Source organism: Dietzia sp. E1 (assembly GCF_014145015.1).
GTDB lineage: Bacteria > Actinomycetota > Actinomycetes > Mycobacteriales > Mycobacteriaceae > Dietzia > Dietzia cinnamea_A.
This window is the reverse complement of sequence record NZ_JAALDU010000014.1, coordinates 1-19,514: the sequence shown is the minus strand read 5'-3', so window position 1 is coordinate 19,514 and position 19,514 is coordinate 1. Positions and strand designations below refer to the sequence as shown.

Annotated in this window: 8 protein-coding genes; 4 read left to right on the top strand and 4 right to left on the bottom strand. The window is 63.7% G+C overall.

Annotated elements, in window-relative coordinates:
* Positions 1-177: 177 nt before the first annotated feature.
* Positions 178-1,311 carry a PD-(D/E)XK nuclease family protein gene (locus tag G6030_RS00710; protein ID WP_182641881.1) on the bottom strand — a complete coding sequence of 378 codons (1,134 nt, stop codon included), beginning with the start codon at positions 1,309-1,311 and terminating at the stop codon, positions 178-180.
* Between the two features lie 281 nt (positions 1,312-1,592).
* Between G6030_RS00710 and G6030_RS00705 the strand changes: the two genes are divergently transcribed.
* Genes G6030_RS00705 through G6030_RS16310 form a run of 3 tightly spaced genes read left to right on the top strand, consistent with a single transcriptional unit; the run spans position 1,593 to position 9,914 of the window.
* The gene (locus G6030_RS00705; protein ID WP_182641880.1) at positions 1,593-4,640 is read left to right on the top strand and encodes a hypothetical protein; all 3,048 of its coding nucleotides are present in this window, start codon (positions 1,593-1,595) and stop codon (positions 4,638-4,640) included.
* Positions 4,641-4,658: 18 nt separating this feature from the next.
* The gene (locus G6030_RS00700) at positions 4,659-6,656 is read left to right on the top strand and encodes a DEAD/DEAH box helicase (protein ID WP_182641879.1); all 1,998 of its coding nucleotides are present in this window, start codon (positions 4,659-4,661) and stop codon (positions 6,654-6,656) included.
* Positions 6,657-6,665: 9 nt separating this feature from the next.
* The gene (locus G6030_RS16310; protein WP_182641878.1) at positions 6,666-9,914 is read left to right on the top strand and encodes a helicase-related protein; all 3,249 of its coding nucleotides are present in this window, start codon (positions 6,666-6,668) and stop codon (positions 9,912-9,914) included.
* 100 nt (positions 9,915-10,014) lie between these two features.
* On the opposite strand, the gene G6030_RS00690 is transcribed toward G6030_RS16310, so the two are convergent.
* The 3 genes from G6030_RS00690 to G6030_RS00680 are packed head-to-tail and all read right to left on the bottom strand — an operon-like array spanning position 10,015 to position 15,547.
* Positions 10,015-13,422 carry an SbcC/MukB-like Walker B domain-containing protein gene (locus G6030_RS00690; RefSeq protein ID WP_182641877.1) on the bottom strand — a complete coding sequence of 1,136 codons (3,408 nt, stop codon included), beginning with the start codon at positions 13,420-13,422 and terminating at the stop codon, positions 10,015-10,017.
* Positions 13,422-14,117, bottom strand: coding sequence for a DUF4194 domain-containing protein (locus G6030_RS00685; RefSeq protein WP_182641876.1), 696 nt, complete (start codon positions 14,115-14,117; stop codon positions 13,422-13,424). The genes G6030_RS00690 and G6030_RS00685 overlap by 1 nt, the downstream gene beginning before the upstream one ends.
* The gene (locus G6030_RS00680) at positions 14,114-15,547 is read right to left on the bottom strand and encodes a DUF3375 family protein (protein WP_182641875.1); all 1,434 of its coding nucleotides are present in this window, start codon (positions 15,545-15,547) and stop codon (positions 14,114-14,116) included. Before G6030_RS00680 ends, G6030_RS00685 begins: the two co-directional genes overlap by 4 nt.
* A gap of 418 nt (positions 15,548-15,965) precedes the next feature.
* On the opposite strand from G6030_RS00680, the gene G6030_RS16790 reads away from it, so the two are divergent.
* On the top strand, positions 15,966-19,235 hold the full coding sequence (locus G6030_RS16790; RefSeq protein WP_347238541.1) for a type ISP restriction/modification enzyme: 3,270 nt from the start codon (positions 15,966-15,968) through the stop codon (positions 19,233-19,235).
* Positions 19,236-19,514 lie beyond the last annotated feature (279 nt).

The window sequence follows — 19,514 nt, the reverse complement described above, 5'->3', positions numbered from 1 at the left end:
GCGGCGCCACGGAGGGAGAGATGACGACGACGACGAAGACGGCGCGCGCCGGCCCGTCGGCACCAGTTGTGTGAGTCGTCGAGGCGTCTGGCGAGGTGGCCCGCCGAAGGCGCTCAGGCCCGGTCCTCGTTCGAGGGCCGGGCCTGCGCAACACGGGGCTGTTCGGCGGTTCGGTAGCTACCGTCCTGCGTGAGCCGTCTGCCGATAGGCCCTCTCGGAGGCATGGGTCAGCAGATCGATGAGCCGCGACCATGTGGTCTGCTCCTTCACGGTCGAATACCGGTACCGGAACTGCTCGCCGTACTGGAGCCACTCCCGCTTACCGGGGTAAGGCTCAAGCAGGTCACTGAACTGCTCGAATTCTTCCTTGAAGGAGAAGTAACCTTCGTTCTCCTCCTCGAGGATCTGGCCTCGTTTGTCCGGATCGATCCTCCGCCATTCCTTGTCTCCCAAGATGCCGACGAGTCGCAGTTGCCGCCCCTCGAGCTGCCATCCGATCTTCCGGGTAACCCGCCCGGATTTGTACTCGATGAAGTGCTGGACGATCCCGCCCTTGCTGCGAGCCGACATCCCCGCGTCTACACGGGCACCGTCCGGCCTCTCCCCCGCCGCGTTGAGCCGCTCCCGAATGAGCTCCGCACAGCGCGCCATCTGGAGCTTCTTCACCACGCTCGCCAGCCTCGCCGCCTCTAGCGACTCCTGGAGCGTTGCCTCCAGCCAGAAGGGCGAATCCAGATCGCGCTGGGGGTCGTACTCGCCGGCGAGTTCGACCAGGTGGGCCGCCATTTCTGCGTACCGAGCCGCTAGAGCTCGATCGCTGCCTTCCAGCGCATCGACGGTTTGTCGGAGTGCAGGCAGCAGATCGGCGTAGGAGACGCACCTCCAACGCCCTGAACCGACTCGGGAAGTGTCGAATACCGGCGGAATAAGCGTGAGAAGTATCCACCGGGCGTTGTCGCCGAAACCCTGTTTCTCCAGTTTCTCGGCGTATCGCGCCAGTTGTTCCGCGTCAGGAAGCGCCATGACCTTGTTCTCCAAGAACAAGTGGCCCTCTGCGCTTGTCACATAGAGATCTACCTTCTGGTACTCGCGGAAGGCGGCGGTGGGCGTCTCCAGGCCGAACATCTCCCAGATCGGCGCGGACGCGTCCGGAGCGTTGGTAGCCAGCCAGAAGAGCATATTGCTGTGGAACAGCTCCTGACCCGCCGTGGACAGCTGGTACATCAGGTCCTTGCCCAAGGTGGTAATCACCTTGTGCCCGGACCGCACATCCTGACTACTCACTGCCTCGTCGCCCGCTATCTCTGTCATTCAGCAAGTACACCATCACCACAGGCGGACAGGTTCTAGTCACGGCACCGACGCGCGGCGGTCCGCCGGCCAAGAGAGGTCCACGAGGTGGTCGGCAGCGCCTGAACAGCGATGGTCCGAACCTGCTCGGGTGCAGCGAACCGCCCCACCACCTGACCACCAAGGACATTCCATCCGCTGACTGGGGAAATCGCGCAGCGAATTTGACGGACCAACCGACTGGTGTCAGACCCCTGTGATGTTATTACGTGCAACAACCACGACACCCAACAAGGAACCGCGTGCTCCCACGTTTAACCAATTGGGACTCGTACCGCGCATGGAACGAAGCGCTGACCCACGAGTACTTCAACGATCAGTTCGCTGGCTCACCGGTCTACCTTTACCCGGACGACACGCGAATGGCCCTTGTCGCCAAGAAGTTGGGCATCAGCACCGCTGAGCCTGTCTCGGAACTCGCCGCCGCCGTCCGCGCTACGTTGCGCCTGGCCGAGCCGGATCCCCTTCGCGAACACGCCAATCTGACCGAGCGGTGGTGGCGTGCGAGACGCCGTAAGACGGCTGCGGACACCCCGACTCCTCCTCCGTTCATCGCACTACTCACGCTGTTCAGTGCGGCGGCCGAGCGCATGGGGGGCGATAAGAACATTGCGGCCAATGCCTATTACCCACACCTGTTCACTCTCCTCGGCGCCGAGAAGCGACCCGACAAGGACAGGCTCCAGAAGTCGTTCATGGCCCACTCGGAGGAGATCTGGACGGCGCTCAACGGCTGGCTCAACTCCTATGACGGGGCGATCGGTCTCCCCACCGCCTACGCACTGGGGCACCGCTTCGTGGGGCTGCCCATCTCCCAAGCCATTATCCGCGAAGCCGATAGGAGCGCCCTTCGGTCGTTCTTCAACGAATTCGGCCTTCCCCCCGGAACCGACCTCCCTGCAGGTGACCTCAGACCCCTACTGCAGACGTGGGTAGACCATCCGCATTCGTCTGCGACCAGTCGACTCCGGTCGATGTGGGCCAACAAAAACAGCCACTCGCGCCTTGCGGACGTCGTGGCTACAGAACTCTCCCAGTGGGACGGCTCGGGAGCCAGCAACGCGGTCGGCGGAGCGGCGGTGGGACGCACATCGCTATGTGTGAACGTCAATTCCTTCCCCTCCCCCAGGCTCGAATCCACCGTCGTCGCTACTTTCCCCGGCGTGGAGAGTGCGGACACGATCCTTATCGAGAGCACCAAGGGTCAGGTGGAGATGGAAGCGATACAGCTCATGGGCAATCGCATCCGCCCACGGCAACCAGTCCCTGTCGACCTGAGTTCATCGCTCGTCGGACTCATGACGCTCCGTGTCCCGGGAGCGAAGAGTCCGAGTATCCGCCTGCCGAGGCGGATCGTCACCTTGAGACGCGACCAGCTCCTCGGATACTTCGTGGAAACGGACCAAGTTTCATTGGGTGAGGACTACCTCCTCCTTGTGCGGAACGACCGGTCGCTGCCAAATAAAGTGTCCGACCTGCTGGAGAATCATGCGCGGCCGGGTTGGAAGGCCATCGATCACAAGCTACGAGGGGTCCCAGAAGGTTGGGTCCTATTCCGCAACGTCCAGCTGTTATCGGCACCGGCCACGCCGGGTCACTCTGACCTGACCCCACTGGTCCCTCTAATTCGCACCAAGCTCACCATCGACGGTGGATTCCGTTTTCCCGGCCGCGTCACACGCTGGTCCACTGCTGTCCCGCCCGAGATCCGTGCGCTCGCTGATATCGACCATATCTCCGTCGCTCTGACCTCCAAGTGGACGCTCGATGATCGACCTGTCGAGGCTGCGTGGGTATCAGACAACGGGGTTCTCTTAGTCGACCTGAGCGCCTTAGATCTTCGCGAAGGCGACTACGAGGTTCTTCTCAAGAGTGGCGATACCGAAGTACAGAGTATGCAGCTTCGCCTGCGCTCTGGTGCGACGCCGGACCACGCCGCGTGGCAACGAGCCCCCCGCCTTTCTCACGATCTGGCGCACCCGTTGGATGCCCTGACAGCCCGAGACCATTCCGAGGTTGAGGTCGACTGGGCCGTCGATGGCGCATGGGCCACCCCGGTCAGTAACGAGGCTGATTTCGTTTCCCCCCAGGGAACCCCGTGGTGGTCGAAGGCGCGTTCAGATAAAGAGTCAGGGGCGAAGCTGGCGATCCCGCCGCTCGACGACAGTTCTTGTGTCTTCACCGGTCGACACCGCTTCGTCATGCCACCCACCCCCGCCCGCCAGCAGACGAGGCGAGAGTTGAGAAATCAATTCATCATCGGCCGCTGCGAGGGGTGCGGGCTCATCCGCCGCTACCCCGGCCTCCCTCCTCGACGGGCCGAAACTCTGTTCTCGGGCATCGATGTTCAGGGTGTCGAGAAGGCCGCAATGCCCCAGGCGACGGCGGTCTCGCTCCCCGAAATTTCATGGGACGTCGCCCTTGACGGGCTAGTCCATGCCGGCGGCGGATCAGTATCAGCTCTTCGATCCATGGCCTCCCAGGTCGAGGGGACCGCGCTCTTCGTCGACAACTTCACCCGCGGGCTCGAAGCGTTGGCGCACATCGAGGTTGAGCGAGATGAACGGTTCGAAGTGGTGAGATGGGAAGTCGGGCTGAAGACCCTGGCAGAGCTACCCGACGGAAGGCACCTCGTGTGTGGAGGTTGGAGCGCTGTCGAGCTGCGTTCCTTAGAGGCAGCGGTGAACGCTGCCGGCGGCACCGTTGCAGTGGAATCGAAAAAGGGCCTGACGACTCGGATCGTCTCCGGACTGTCTGCCCATGACCTTGACGAGCTGCCGGACGTCGCCTCTGGAGAGGTCTTTGTGGCGCCAGATGCCGCGCTCTACATGGCGAAGCTGCTGCCGAGTCTTTCCGAAGTGGAGGCAGCTTTACCGCGGATTCCGCTACCCGAAACGAAGAGCATCAAATGGTTCGACATCGAACGCTCTCGGTGGCAATCGGTAAAGGATGCAGAAGCACCCGGCGCCTACCGCCTGTTGTCGCGTTTCACGACCATCGATGTGTACAGAACGGAGGCTGACATAGGCGACAGGACCGCCGCCCGTGGCTCTGTCCAACTGACCAAGCACCTCGCGGCTCGAGCGGGTGGTCGTCCGCTCCTCAGCTACGATCGCGCCAGCTCGACGGTGAGCGTCCCACTTGGCTGCGATCTCCCGGGGCTTTTCGGTCGAGTCGCCGTGCTTTGTTCGGGTTCACTGCCCGAAGCACTCACTGCTCGGTCCTTGCTCTCATACTGCGGTGTTCCCGCGACGGTTGCCGGCGTGCTCAGCCACCGTCTCTCGACCTAGGTAGAAGGACGATCTGCGATGCACGCACAAGACCCCTTGGACACTTATGACGGTCTCAAAGACGCGTACCTGCGGTACTACGAGACCACCTACTGGCTCCGCGACGCAGACCTGAGGAAAGAGCGCCGCGCACTCCTCGAGCGGCCCGGCAAGCTCTTCACCGAACCGCTCATCGAACCGGTACTTCCCTACCCGTCTACCAACGAACTGCTCAAGGTAGCGCGGAGTGTCGGCATCGAGGACCGCGTTGCCGACGCCGTTGGTAGAGCACTTTTCGGCGGTTTCGTCGAGAATGACTCCCCCATCTCGCTTCGCGCCCACCAGGCGGAGGCGATCCAGCACTCGTTCAGACCGGGCGTTGACCCGGGCCGTAATGTCATAGTCACCTCGGGAACAGGCTCCGGAAAGACGGAGAGCTTCTTACTTCCACTGCTGCTCCGCATCGCCATGGAAGCCGATCGTTGGTCGCCCCAACCGCCGGCGCATCATTGGTGGACCCAGCGACCGGGCAGCAGTTGGTTATCTCTCAGGGCCGAAGAGACTCGTCCTGCAGCAATGCGCTCCATCGTGCTGTATCCGACAAATGCTCTGGTCGAGGACCAGATCGTGCGCCTGAGGCGCTCCACCAGAGCTCTTGCCGCGTCTTTTCCCGGTGCTCCGATCTGGTTCGGGCGATACACAGGCGTCACGCCCGGCGGAACCAGGATGCCCGACAAGAACCCTCGATTGCTTCGCGAAGTCGCGGCGTCTCTCCGCGCTACGGCATCCGAGATGGATGACCTGGTTGGCGCGGGCCTTCCTGCTTCCGATCTTGAGCAATTCGCGGATCCCCGACAGAACGAGATGATGACCCGTTGGGACATGATCGCGTCCCCGCCGGACATAATGGTCACCAACTATTCGATGCTCAACGTGATGCTGATGCGTGAGTTCGAACAGCCCATCTTCGAGCAGACACGGCAGTGGCTGGAAAGTGATCCGACCCGAGTCTTCACGCTCGTCGTCGATGAGCTACACCTTTATCGCGGCACGCAAGGAAGTGAAGTCGCGATGATTCTTCGAAATTTCCTGCACCGACTGGGTTTAGCGCCGGACAGTCCGCAACTCCGGTGCATTGGCACATCCGCGTCACTCGACGCCGGAGAGGGTGGCAGGACTTATCTCGAGAGATTCTTCGGTGTTGCCGGTGACTCGTTCCACGTAACCGCCGGACGACCGGCCGAACTCGACACGAACTCCACTGACCCCGCCACGAGAATTGCGAACGCGTGCGTCGACGAGGATGGACGCGTCAGAGCCACCCCAAGATCCCGAATAGCGCAGCGGCTCGGCGGTAACCCTGAACTCAATCAATTGCTCCAAACGATCGCATCCAGCTCGAACCCGACAACGGTTCCTTTACGAATCCACATGTTCGCCCGGCTCTCCAAGGGTTTGTGGGCCTGCGTCGATCCCGAGTGTTCCGGTGTGGCTGAACTGGAAGGCGACCGCCGAATCGGACGACTCCTCGATGTTCCCGCCACCAGTTGCCCCGACTGCGGATCCCGGGTTATGGAACTCCTTTACTGCTGGGAATGCGGAGACGTGAGCCTCGGCGGATGGGTGGCGAGCCACATCGAAGATTCAGTGATGCTGGGGGCGTCGCCCCCCCGCTACCCTTTTGAAGAGTCGACCCGCGTATCCCATCGCACATCCGATACGTATCGCTGGTACTGGCCGGGGACCAGACCTGTTGCCAAGTCATGGGATAGGAAAGGCCCCAAGGGATCAGTCGGGGGTTCGAAGTTCCACTTCATTCCTGTGGAGCTGCAACCTTCCGTCGGTTTGATGGGGCCAGCGGTGGAGGCTGCTACCGGCTGGACCTTTGCACACGATTCTGGAAACAAGGCGGTCCACCCAGCCCTCCCGGAGATGTGCCCGCATTGCGGCCAAAAGGGTCACAACATGTCGTCCGATCGATTCTGGGCTGGCGCTGTTCGATCGCCGATCCGCAATCACTCCACGGGCAACTCATGATCGACCCAGGTGTACCTCTCGCAACTCGTCCGCGAGATGGGCGACTCGTCCAGTGAATCGCGGACGATTGTCTTCACTGATAGCCGTGACGATGCCGCCCGAACCGCAGCAGGAGTCAGCCGGAACCACTACCGTGACACCGTCCGACAGGTCATCGCACAGGTGCTCGACGAGGGTGAACCCGACCAATTGGACATCCTCAAGCGGGGTGCCGATGACATGAACTCTCTTTCCGCTGAAGAAGTAATCGCCTTCCGATCGCTGTCCGCGGCGCAACCCGAGATCTGGAATCTGGTACAGAAGCAACGGTTTACCGACCTGACGGACGATGAGGCCGAAAAGCTGGCTGCATTCGCCAGCGAGGAGAGCACCGAGACCACCTGGGCACGGCTTCGCGAACTCGTCATGCGAAGGCTGGTGGACATGGGGGTCCCGCCCGGAGGCACGGGCCCCTCCATGGCGAAAACGGCAAACGGAGCCTCGTGGTTCCGAGCATTCGAGCCGCCGGTCAGCGGAGCGTGGGAGCCGCTGGAACCGACGCTGCAGGCGACGGCAGTTCAACGATTCAGTCAGGAGCTCGGCAAGCAGATGGCTGCGGCGGTTTTCGACCGCACCGGCCGCGACATCGAAGCATCTGGAATCGGATTCGTCGAGGTCAGCGGTAGTCGACTGTCGTCCTCGCCCCTATCCCCCGAGACCTCGCGCGAGGTTCTCCGTTCGGTGGTGAGGATTCTGGGAGGTGCCAAACGCATCCCCTTCAGCAGCCGCGAGCCCCAGCAAGGTGTTCCGCAAGTTGTGAACGGCTACGTCAAACAGGTTGCTCTCCGCCATTCGATCGAACCCGAAGACCTCCTCCAGTGGCTCACCGCCGAAGCCGAGGCAGGTTTCGCCCCGGGGTGGCTTCTCGCAGTGAATCTCGCAGAACCTCCGTTTGAGTTCGTCCCCCAACACCAGCTCAAGTGGACGTGTGCTCGGTGCGGTTTCCAACACCTGCACCCATCGGCAGGGATATGTGCGAACCGGCGATGTAATTCTTCAGAGCTCATCGAGTCGGTTCTATCCGCTTCGGACATCGATTACTACGCGTGGTTGTCAACGCTTCCACCACGCCGCCTCGCCGTTGCTGAACTGACCGGCCAGACCCGCCCGTTGGAGGAGCAGCGTCGGCGCCAGCGGCATTTCAAGGGCGTTCTCCTGCCGAGTCCACGAGAGTCCCCGATCACCCACGAGCTTGATGTCCTGGTCGCCACCACGACCATGGAGGTCGGCGTGGATATCGGCTCACTCAAGTCGACGCTGATGGCCAACATGCCCCCTCAACGCTTCAACTACCAGCAACGCGTCGGCCGGGCGGGGCGCGCCGGCCAACCGTTCTCGTACGCCCTAACCGTATGCAAAGGACGCAGCCATGACGATTACTACTTCAATCATCCGGAACGCATCACGGGTGACGTACCTCCGCAGCCATTCCTGGACACCAACCGGGATCGGATCTCGAGGCGCGTTGTCGCATCAGAAGTTCTCCGATTAGCCTTCGGTTCTCTCCCGAACCCTCCGAAGTGGACCACGGAGAGCCTCCATGGCACATTCGGCACTGTCGAGCAGCTAGCAGGCAACCTGCCGCGTATCCGTAAGTGGCTGGAGGAGTCGCCTTCTGTCGACGCCGTGGTCGACAGGCTCACCTCCCACACCGGAATCACTGCACAAGGGCGCAGCAGCATGGAGCAATGGGTCCGCCACGATCTCGCCGATGAGATCGCGGCGGCCGTTGCCGACGTCTCGGATCCGCAGACTGAGCTGAGTAGGGAACTCGCCAGCGTAGGCCTGCTCCCTATGTTCGGATTCCCCACCCGGGTACGGCCGGTGTACCGAAGGCCTGCGCGGAAGATGGTAGACCTCCAGGACGCTGTCCTAACTGATCGGCCTCTCGATATGGCGATCAGCACCTTTACCCCGGGCTCCAAGATCGTTCGGGACGGCGAGGTGAGGACCGTCATCGGATTTGCTGCCTACAGCATGGCGGCAGGCAAAGTAGCGCCCGCGGATCCACTCGGGCGGCCACGGCTCGTTACTCGCTGCGAGGAGTGCGGTGCCACCAATCTCGATCAGGAGTTCGCCAGTTGCGCGGTCTGTGGTGAGACTACGACAACCGTCACTATGTATGAGCCTCTGGGATGGCGCACGGACTACGCGTCCGCCACGGACTTCGATGATGACTTCGACATCTCGGAGTCGGTAGCCCCTCCTGCGGTCGGTGTAGCTAAAAACCCAACAGTTTCGTTCTCTTCCGGAGCCGTTGGCGTCGACGCCTACTCCCAGGCGAAGCTCGTGACTCTCAACGACAACTCGGGCCGGCTGTTCGATCTGCGTCGTCGCATGGACAAGTCCGTCGTGGTCGCGAATACCGACCTGTACGACGACGTCGACGAGTCGAACCTCATCGGCGAACGAATCGCTCACGCTGCGATCGGCGCTATCAGGACTACTGATATCGTCACGATCTCATTCACCACGCCGAAGACCGTCGGGCGTCAGCTTCCGGCGGATGGCCGGCGGATGCCGTCGGCACAATCGGCCTTCTTGTCCTTTGGTGAAGCAATTCGGCGAGCGTGCCAGATCGAGCTGGATATCGATCCCGATGAGATCATTGCCGGTCTTCAGCCGGCCACGATCAACGGAACCTCCTCCTTCAGGATATTCCTGGCCGACCGTCTTGAGAACGGTGCGGGATACGCCACAGAGATCGCTCAGCCTCAACGGCTGAGTAACCTCCTCCACACCGCTCGGAATGATCTCGAGTACAGCTGGACGTCGTCGGCTCATTCAGACTGCGACAGCTCGTGTCCTGACTGTCTACGTTCTTACAATAACCGTTTGCTGCACGGCAGCCTGGACTGGCGACTCGCGCTTGACATGTTCGATCTCGCTGTTGGTAAGGAACTCGAACTCCAACGGTGGTTAGCGCACAGCGCCTCAGCTGCCGCGAACATTGCGGCTGCCGGGCAAGGAGCCTATGAAGTCGTCGATCTGGCAGGGTTGAAAGCACTACACAATGGGTTTGAGGGCAGGATCTCCATCCTCGGACATCCTCTGTGGCGACGCGATTCCGACGGATGGAACTCTCTGCAGAAGGAGGCCTACTCGGCGGCAATGCGGACGTATCCGGGTAGCCACGCCGAGTTCTCAGACGTTCGCGAGGCACTGCAACGACCGTTCGGAACCATCAGTCAGCTGATCTCGGCTGACGCTCTCGTATAAGTGCTTGCGAGCCAATGGCAGACGCTTACTCCCGTCGGGTGGTGCCGGTGAGGTGCCGGCACCACCCACCCGAGACTTCCCTGGGACCCAGCCGTCTCCCCTACTGCCCGAGCCCGTTCTGGCGCTGGTACTGCTCGGTCGTCATCTGCACTAGCCGCGAGTAGCGGCCCTCCACGTTGTCCACGTAGCCGATAGTCCGCACATACGGCGCGATCACGTGCACCTTCTGCAGCGGGGTGACGATGAGCAGCTGGATGCCGAGCTTGGCGAACAGCTCCAGCGCGTAGCGGGTGGAGGCGTCCGAGCCGCGGCCGAAGGCCTCGTCGATCACCGCAAAGCGGAAGTCGCGCGCCTTGGCCGCTCCCCATTCGAGGCCGAACTGGTAGGCCAGCGAGGCGGCGAGGATCGTGTAGGCCAGCTTCTCCTTCTGCCCGCCCGACTTGCCGTCGGAGTCGCGATAGTGCTCGAACTCGCGGTCTGTCTCGCGGTCGCGTTCGGAGGCGGAGAAGGTGAACCAGTTGCGCACGTCGGTCACCCGCGCGCGCCAGGCGCGATCCGATTCGCTGTGCCCCTCGCGGCCGCGGAGCCGCTCGAGGATCGCGCGGACCTGCTCGTAGCGGGCCTCGGAGTACTGACCGTCACCGTCAAAGGCGTCGTCGGTGACCCCGCGCAGGTCGGCGCGGAACTGGCGCACCTCCTGGTTGACCGTGTTCTCGCAGTCCAGGCGGACGAAACGCCCCGGGTTGAAGTCGATTGCTCCCAGCGCCTCGTTGGTCTTCTCGATCTTCTGACCGATGTCATCGGCCTGACGGAGCAGCCAGTTATGGAAGCCGGCGAGCTCGCGGATGGTGTTCTTGCGCAGCTGGCTCTCGAACTCGTCCACGAACCGCGGCAGGTCGTCGTCGGCCAGCCGGGCGTGGAAACGCACGTACTCGGCGCGGGCGGCCACGGCCGCGTCCATCTCCTTGGTCTGCTCCGGCCAGGTGCGACGGATCTCGGCCATGGCCTGGTGGATCCGCGTGGTGAGGCCGTTGAGTTCGCGCTGGGCGCGCTCGACGTCGGCGTCGATCGCATCCGACAGCGCCGCCTCAGCGGAGTGGGCCTCGTCGGCGGTCTGGGCCAGCTCGGCGCCGGGGTCCTCGCCGTAGCCGAGCCGCTCGCGCAGCCGCGGGTACACCTCGCGCGCCGACTCGAGCAGGGCCTCGTCCAGCTCGTCGATCACCCGCTGGTCCCGGAGCATCTGGCGCTGCTCGTGGTCGATGCTGCTCTGCCAGCGGCTCCGGTGGTCGGACAGCTCCCGCTCGTCGTCGGCCACGGTGGCGGCGCGGGCGTCGAGGTCGGCGATCCGCTGGTCGATCTCGGACAGCTCATCGCTGCCGCGAACGAGGCGCTGCCGCTCGGCCTCGGCGGAGTCGGCGCGCTGCTGGGCCTCGGCCCAGTCCAGGTCCCGCCAGGACGGGTACTCGGCCAGCCGCACCAGCGCGGTGCGGGCCTGGCCGGCCGCGGTCTGCTCGGCGGTGGCGGCGTCGAGGCGGGCGGCCAGCTCGGCGACCTCGGCCTCGAGCCGGGCGCACCGCGCGCGCAGGGCGTCGACCTTGTCCTCGTTGCGCCAGCCCAGCACCCAGTTCCGGGCGTCGGTGGTGGAGCTGCGGTCGTCCTTGACGTGCCGGTTGCGGGAGCGGATCTGCCCCTGCACGGTCACGGCGCGGTCGGCGCCGCGGAACTGCTCCATGGTCTGCGCGCACAGGTGGTCGGCGCGGGCGTAGAGCTCCTTGGCCAGATACCCGCGCAGCGGCGAGTCGGCGATCTCCACCGTGTCCGCGAGCAGCAGCCCGTCGGTCTGGGGCCGCTGCAGCGGCACGTGCTTCTCGGGGACCCGCTCGTAGACCAGCCGCACGCCCACCTCGCGGCCGTCGGCGCGGCGCGAGGTGAGCCGGCGGGAGTCCACCCACTCGGCCACGGCGGCGTAGCGCTCCTGCGGCACGAGCAGGGACAGGGCGAATCCGCGCAGGACGCGTTCCGCGGCGCCGCGCCACTGTGCGTGCTCGGCGGCGATGTCCATCAGCTCGCCGGCGAAGGGCAGCTCGGCGGCGTCCAGGCCGAGTTCGGCGCACAGCTGCGCGCGCACCTGGAGCTGCTCGGTGGGCAGGTTGCTGGTCCGCCCGGTCAGGCCGGTCAGCTCCTGCTGCACCTCGCGCAGCTGCCGTTTGCGCTCGCCGTGTTCCATGACCAGCGTGTTGTGGCGGGTGGCCAGGTCGACGCCGTGGGAGTCCAGCTCGGCCTCACGTGCGGCGATCGCCTCGGGCAGGCGGGTGAAGGCCGCCTCGTCGGTGACGGGGTCCAGGCCGGCGAGGGTCACCGCGTCGGTGAACCGATCCCGACGACGACGACGCTCGTCCAGCTGCTCCCGGGCGGCGGCGGCATCTCGCTCGAGATCGCCTATGCGGTTGCCGCCGGATTCGGCGCGCGCGGTGACCAGGGCCTCGCGCTCGGTGGCCAGTTCCCTGGCCTTCTCCCGAAGACGGACGACCTCGGTGTTGGCGGTGGCGACCTCGGCGGTGAGGGTGTCGATCTCGGCCTGGCGCAGGGCCATGCGGAGCTCGGCGAAGTACGGGCGCAGGGCCAGGCGCTCCTCGCGCAGCCGTTCGCGGCGCTCGAGGGCGGTGTCGTAGGTGTGGATCTGCTCGACCAGCGGTTCGAGGGCGGCGAGCTGGGTGCGGGCGCGGGTGACGGCGTCGTGGGCGCGGGTGAGGTCCTCGAAGTGGCGCAGGATGCCCTCGATGCGGGCGGAGGCGTCCACGGGTTCGAGCATGTGGGTACGGACGAACTCGTTGAGGTCGCCGACGGACTTCATGGAGATGGTCTGGTGGAACAGTTCCATGGCCTGCTCGGAGCGGATGCCCAGCAGGCGGCGCATGGCGCGGCCGTAGGTCGGGAAGTCCTTGTCCACCACGGCCCCGCTGTCGCGCAGTCGGGTGATGAGGGCGCCGAGGTCGGAGCCGAAACCGGTGAAGTCCGGGTCGATGGACAGCGCCCGGTCGGCGGTGACGAAACGCCGCCACGGCTGGCCGGTGGCCTCCTGCTGCTGGAAGACCTGGGCGAGGGTGACCTCCTCCTCGTAGCCCTCGTTGCGGAAGACACCGAGGATCACCGAGTAGGAGTGGCCGTCGCGCAGGCCCACCGGGTGGACGCTGCCGGTGGCCTCGTTGCGCTCCGTCTTGTGATGGCCCTCGACGTACGAGCGCAGGGTGCGCTCCTTGCGGGCGGCGCCGGCGGCCTTGTTGTAGTCGATCCGGTGCGAGGGCAGCATGAGCGTGCTCACCGCGTCCACCAGCGTGGACTTGCCACTGCCGATGTCGCCGGTGAGCAGCAGGGTCTCCCCTGACGGCTCGAGGGTCCACACCCGGGAATCGAAGGTGCCCCAGTTGAGGACCTCGAGGCGGGCCAGGCGGAAGCCGGGGCGCTCGCCGCTGCCGAGTTCCACCGAGGAGAACAGGCCGCTGGTCATCAGATGTCCTCGCTCGGGTGGTCGACGGTGCTCTCGTCCGCGGCGCCCGCGTCGGCGGAGGTTTCGTCCGCGGTGCCCGCGTCGGCGTACTCGGCGAGCTTGGCCGAGAAGTCCGAGAGTGTCTCGGCGTCCACGTACGCCTTGAGGATGCGGCGCACCTCCCACTCGCCCTTGCGGTCCTTGAGCTGGCGCAGGAAGCCCATGCCGACGAGCCGGTTGATGGAGGCGTCGATCTGGTGCTGCTCGCGGGCCTCGTCGGTGCTGCGGTGCAGGAAGAGCTGGATCATCTCCACGATCTCGTCGTGAGTGAGCACCAGCTGCCCGGGATCGCCTGCCGACTCGAACTCGGCCAGGCGCTTGCGAAGGAGGACCAGCAGGAGACTGTCGGCGTACGTGAGAGTTCGTCGCCGGATGACACGAGGAAGAGCGTTCTCGCCCTCCGGGGTGTCAGCGGTCCGCAGGTAGGCGTAGCCCTCGTCGTCGTCGATCACCACCTCGAGTCCCACGACGGCGAAGTGGTCACGGACGGCGCCCTGGTGGCGCACCAGGTCGTCCCAGGCGTCGGACTCCTGGTACACGACGCCCTGCATGAGGCGGATGGCGCTGACCGCCACGGCGCGCTCGGGGGTGACACGGCCGGCGGTGACACGGTCCCCGACGGCATGGTCGGAGGTGCTGGATCCGGAGGCGGTCATCGGCGGGTGACCTCCACCCGCGGCATCGTCGCGCGCATGTGTCTGCCTGCCTCGTGGTACTCGATCACGGTCTCCTCATGCTCGTGGGTGGTCACCTCGAGATCGTCCTCGTCCAGCGCCAGGTAGCCGACGATCTCCGCGGCGCCGTGCTGGAGCGGGTACAGGGAGATGATGTCCTCCAGCCGCGCGGTGCCGTGCACCGGGATCAGCGCGCGGATGCGGGTGGCCAGGCGCGCGGGATCCACCACGACCTGGTTGGCCAGCGCGGACGTGTCCACCTCCTCCGCCTCGACCGGCTCCAGGTCACTGTTGACCTCCGAGGCCGGACGGACGGTGAACAGCGGGCGGTCGGTGGGCAGGGCGACGTCGATGCTGGTCTCCTCCAGCTCCAGACCGAAGCCCGGCAGCTCCCCCTCGCGCAGGTGGAGGGCGGTGGTCTCGATCTGGCGCACCAGGTCCAGCACGCGGCGGTTCTCCAGCCACACCTGGTCGTCGGTGAAGCGGCGCAGCTGCTCGGAGATGCTGCGGACGGTGTGCTGGGTGCGCTCGGCGGCCTCGGCCCAGCTGTGGTGGATGGTGCGCAGGCGGCGGTCGGCGCCGACCTCCTCGATGCCGGTCATGCGATCCAGCAGCATGGACAGCTCCTCCTGGCCGGAGGTGGACAGCAGCAGGTCGTAGAAGGCCTGGAAGCTGCGGCCTTGGTCGGAGGAGTCGATCATGCTGCGGCCGTGGACGAGCTCGGCCAGCAGCTCGCCCTTGCTGCCCTGCCACGTAGCGATGCGTTCGCGCGCCGACCGGTCCAGGGCGCGGAAGTTCTCCTCGACCTGGCGGAAGTCGGCCAGCAGCTCGCGGGCGGTGGTGGCAAACTGCTGGTAGCGCTCACGCACCGCGGTGCGGTCCAGCAGGCCGGCCTGCGGGTCCTGGCGGAGCAGGTCGATCTCCCGCTCGATGTCCTGCTTGCGGCGCTCGAGCTGATCCAGTCGCTTGGCGGGATCCGACTCGGTGCCCTGCGCGATCTGGCGCAGCAAGTCCACCGCGGTCTGGAGGCGCGACTCGGTGCCGACGAACGACTGCTCGGCCAGACCCTGCACCCAGGCGTAGGCCTTCTCCAGGGCCGGGGTGGCGTCGTAGTGGATCTCGTCGGCGCCCAGCGGGTAGAAGCGACGCAGGAAGCCCGCCTCCGGGCCGGCCCAGTCAGCAAGGTACTCCGCGGCCGTGCGCACGAATCGCGGGTTGGCCGGGTCCTGGGTGTTGATCGCGTAGAGCTGGTCATCCAGCGCCGCGACGAGCTCGCTCTCCGGGCTCGCCCCGCGTCCCTCCTCCACGAAGAACCGGCCCAACACCGTGAGCAGCAGCGGCGCGTTCGTGGCGCGCAGCATCCGCCAGGCAGGATGCCGCTCGCGCAGCGCCTCGATCTGCGCGTACTCCACGTAGGGCTCCTCGGGTGGGCGGACTGTCGGTCGCGGCGACTCGTGCGCCGAGGGGACAGTCTAGGAGTGGGGGGTGAGGGGGCCGCGGCGGGGCGAGGACGGAGGGAACCCGGTCAGCCGACCAGCGGCGTTGCTGACGATATTTGACCGGTCCACGTACCAAGACGCCCTAGGCCCGACGGGCCGTCTTCTTGGATGTGGAGAACGCGACCGTGTGGCATAGCACGATGAGCGATTCCGCAGCCGTCCTGCGTAGGCGTACCCAAAAGGGCCCCTGTTGAACCTCCTCTATGGACCGCGTGCACTGGGCTCGGACGCTAAGGGCTACCGGGGAATGTCAGAGTCGCGTGGTAGAACTCCGAGGGACGAGATGGGCTGACAACAATGCGAGCACCGCTCGGGGAACTTGGAGAACAACGTGGAACCTGCGGCCCTGCTGGACTTGGCGACGACATATTCCCAGCGAGTTCAACTCGCCGAACTCAGCGGCATCGCGGCTGAGCCCGAGGCACAGCTGACCACCCCGATAGACAACTTTCTGACGGGCGTCTGCAAGGAGGCCGGAGTCGGAGAGCTCGTCCTATTGCGAGAAGCACAGCTCGATGGGGTCCGCCCAGATTTCGCAGCGACTATTGACAACAAGCAATGTGGATGGATTGAACTTAAGGCCCCAGGCCATACTCTTAATGGTGAGAAGTGGCGCGGACGTGAAGCCAAACAGTGGGAACTACTAGCTCAACTAGATTCCTTGATCGTCACGAACGGCGAAGATGCCGTTCTCTACCGAGAAGGAACTGTGATCGCTGAATGCTCGCTTCCGTTTGATTCTCCCGAATTATGGGAATCAGCGAGCCTCGTCGCAATGTTCCACTTCTTCAGAGAAGCGCAAGCTACACCGATTAAGCGAGTAAGCCAGCTCGCCGCCCGCCTTGCCCCATTGGCGCGACTACTGCGGCAACGACTAGACGATGGCCTCTCCGAGAAGCGCGCTGCCGTGATGCGAGCAAAGACAACGTGGGACACAACCGTGCACGCGACCACGTCGTCGGAACAGTTCTCGAGTGACGTTGCGCAAGTTATCGCCTATGCGATGGCGATCGCCGGACTCACAGGGAAGGCCGACTATAACCAAGACGGTTCTGTGTCGCTCCAAGAAGCCAAGGAGGCCTTGACCGCCTCGCACCGAAATGTACTTGCCGCCGCGCTCGGTCCAGTCCTCGGCCTTCCGGACCTCATGGAATACATCGCACCGGAACTCGGAGCGATCGTCAGGCTAGTCGCAAGCATCGACGCTCCCGCCATTAAGAACTCCAAGGACTCTCGAGGTGAACCCTGGCTCTGGTTCTACGAAGACTTCCTGGCCAGCTACGACCCCGAGGCTCGAAACCGCTCGGGCGTCTACTACACGCCCACCAGTGTCGTGCAGTGCCAAGTCCGGATCGCCGATGACCTCCTGCGCAATCGCTTCGGCCAGAAATTAGGCTTTGGCTCCGCTTCAGTGGTGACGCTTGACCCGGCCACAGGATCGGGAACTTACCCACTAGCCGTAATCGACCAAGCCGTGAACACCGCTTTCACCGAACGTGGTCCAGCTGGTTCCAAGCAGGTCGCCAAGAACCTCACTAAGAACGTTCTCGCCTTCGAGCTCCTGCCAGGCCCCTACGCAGTGGCACAACTTCGAATCGGGGAACGTCTTGCGGAAGCAGAGGGCCACATGGTCCAGGTCAATGAGGTGGGCGTTTATCTCACCGACACCTTAGAAGACCCGCGCACGCCAATGCCGACCGGTCTCTTCGGCGATGCCCTCGTTCTTGCAGAGGAAGCGCAGAAGGCTCGATCGATTAAGAAGAACCAGCAGATCACGGTCGCCATAGGCAATCCCCCGTACGACCGGATTGACGCGGTCTCAGGAGGCGGGTGGCTCATGGACCGCGGTCCAAACGGGGAACCCTCGCTGTTCGACGACGTGATCGACCCAGCGAAACAGGCCGGCGTGGTCTTTTCGGCCCAAGCCTCGCTCTACAACCTCTACGTTTACTTCTGGCGGTGGGCGATCTGGAAGGTTTTCCAGAGCAAGCCGCAGGAAAAGTCGATCATCTCGTTTATCACCGCGTCTTCCTGGCTCGTCGGGCCGGCGTTCGTTGGTCTGCGCAAGCTGGCCGTAGATACTGCTAGCGAGATCTGGGTAATCGATCTTGGTGGCGAAGGACGCGGAGCCCGAAAAGAAGAGAACGTCTTCGACATTCAGACCCCGGTCGCAATAGTGACCTTGGTTCGGACTGGAAAGGCATCTCGAGTAGCTACTGTGCGCTATCGACGTATCCACGGGACGCGGGCAGAGAAATTCAAACAGTTGGACAAAATACACCGGCTCGATCCCGCAGACGACTGGGAAGTGGTAGAGACACCAAACGGCGAACCATTTCTCCCCGGCCACACCGACGAACAGTGGTCCACTTTTCCGCTACTAGCTGACCTGTTTCCATGGCAGCAACCGGGGATCAAGTACAACAGGATGTGGCCCGTGGCTCCGTCACCGAAGACTCTACGGCGACGCTGGCGAAATCTACTAGAAACCGATGACGCCGAGACGCGAGCGGAGAAATTCGTAACATCCAAGACTGGACGGAACATCCACACCAAGGTGGGGACGCTGCCACCTCTGGCCACGCTTCCAGCTGATGCAAACCCGGAGCCAATTGTTCGTCTTGCCTGGCGCTCTTTTGATCAACAATGGACCTTTGACGACCCACGTTTGGCCAAGACTGACAGCCCTGCTCTTTGGCAGTCCCTTTCCGACAAGCAAGTCTTTCTAGTCTCCCCGTGGACCGCCCGGATCAGCAATGGGCCTGCAGCCACAGTGTCAACCGCAGTGCCAGATCTTCACTATTACAACAATCACGGAGGAAAGGACGTACTCCCGCTATACCGTGACGCGGAAGCGGCGAAGCCAAATATTACTCGAGGCGTACTAAAACTTCTCTCGGATCGGTTTGACCGCCCGATTACTCCAGAGGACTTCCTCGCCTATTGCTATGCATTGATTGCACACTCCGGGTATACCGATATGTTTGCTGAGCCACTAGGTTCATCACCTGTGCGTGTGCCGCTCACTGCTGATGCGGAGCTGTTCGGCGACGCCGTCGAACTAGGACAGCATCTCCTATGGCTTCACACCTACGCCACCCGGTACACAAGCGCGGATCGGCCAGCCCACCGCCTCACTCGCCGCGAAGACTTGGTTTGGTTGAAGCCGGTGATCACCCTCCCCGCCAGCACCCGGGATATTCGCTACGACGCGACTACGAAGCAACTAATCGTCGGAGACGGGATTGTCGGGGGCGTCCTGCCCGAGGTGCGTGAGTTCGAGGTCGCGGGAATGAACATTGTCGATAAATGGCTCGGCGCCCGCACTGCCAAGGGCATCGGCAGGGCTGCACAAAAAAGCGCAAAGCCCTTGGACAAAGTTAGGCCGACCGAGTGGGAAGATGAATGGAACGATGAGCTTTTGGACCTGCTTCGTATTCTGACCTCTACAATCGCGACCTACCCGAAACAAGCCAAGTTGCTCGCCTCTGTACTCGACGGCCCGATGATCCAGTCCAGCGAACTGCCGGTGCCAAGTTCAGACGAACGAGCGGTTCCTGCAACTATCGCCCGCAATTCCTCTCAAGGGGAACTGAGCTGAGGCCTTCCCCGTGCGTCTAGGTCAATCAGAGGGGCTCGTCGCTCGCCCCTGCAGTCGCGCCAAGGATGCCAGGTCCGGTTAAGCTGGTTGATTAACAGGATCGTTCTTGATATCGCTGACAGGGAGATCAGTTGTCCGGCAGCAGGGAGGTACGAGTCCGCTTACAGGGAGATTGGCGCGGTCGCTAGTACGTATGCGTCCGGCACGATGCTGTCGCACGCAGTGCTAGACGAGAGGTTTAGGGGCTCTTCCGGATCCGGAGTGCGTAGCGGGGATGCT

Coding starts and splice junctions, on each gene's coding strand:
- G6030_RS00685 (WP_182641876.1), bottom strand. CDS start 14,117: ATGACCGCCTCCGGATCCAGCACCTCCGACCATGCCGTCGGGGACCGT.
- G6030_RS00700 (WP_182641879.1), top strand. CDS start 4,659: ATGCACGCACAAGACCCCTTGGACACTTATGACGGTCTCAAAGACGCG.
- G6030_RS00710 (WP_182641881.1), bottom strand. CDS start 1,311: ATGACAGAGATAGCGGGCGACGAGGCAGTGAGTAGTCAGGATGTGCGG.
- G6030_RS00690 (WP_182641877.1), bottom strand. CDS start 13,422: ATGACCAGCGGCCTGTTCTCCTCGGTGGAACTCGGCAGCGGCGAGCGC.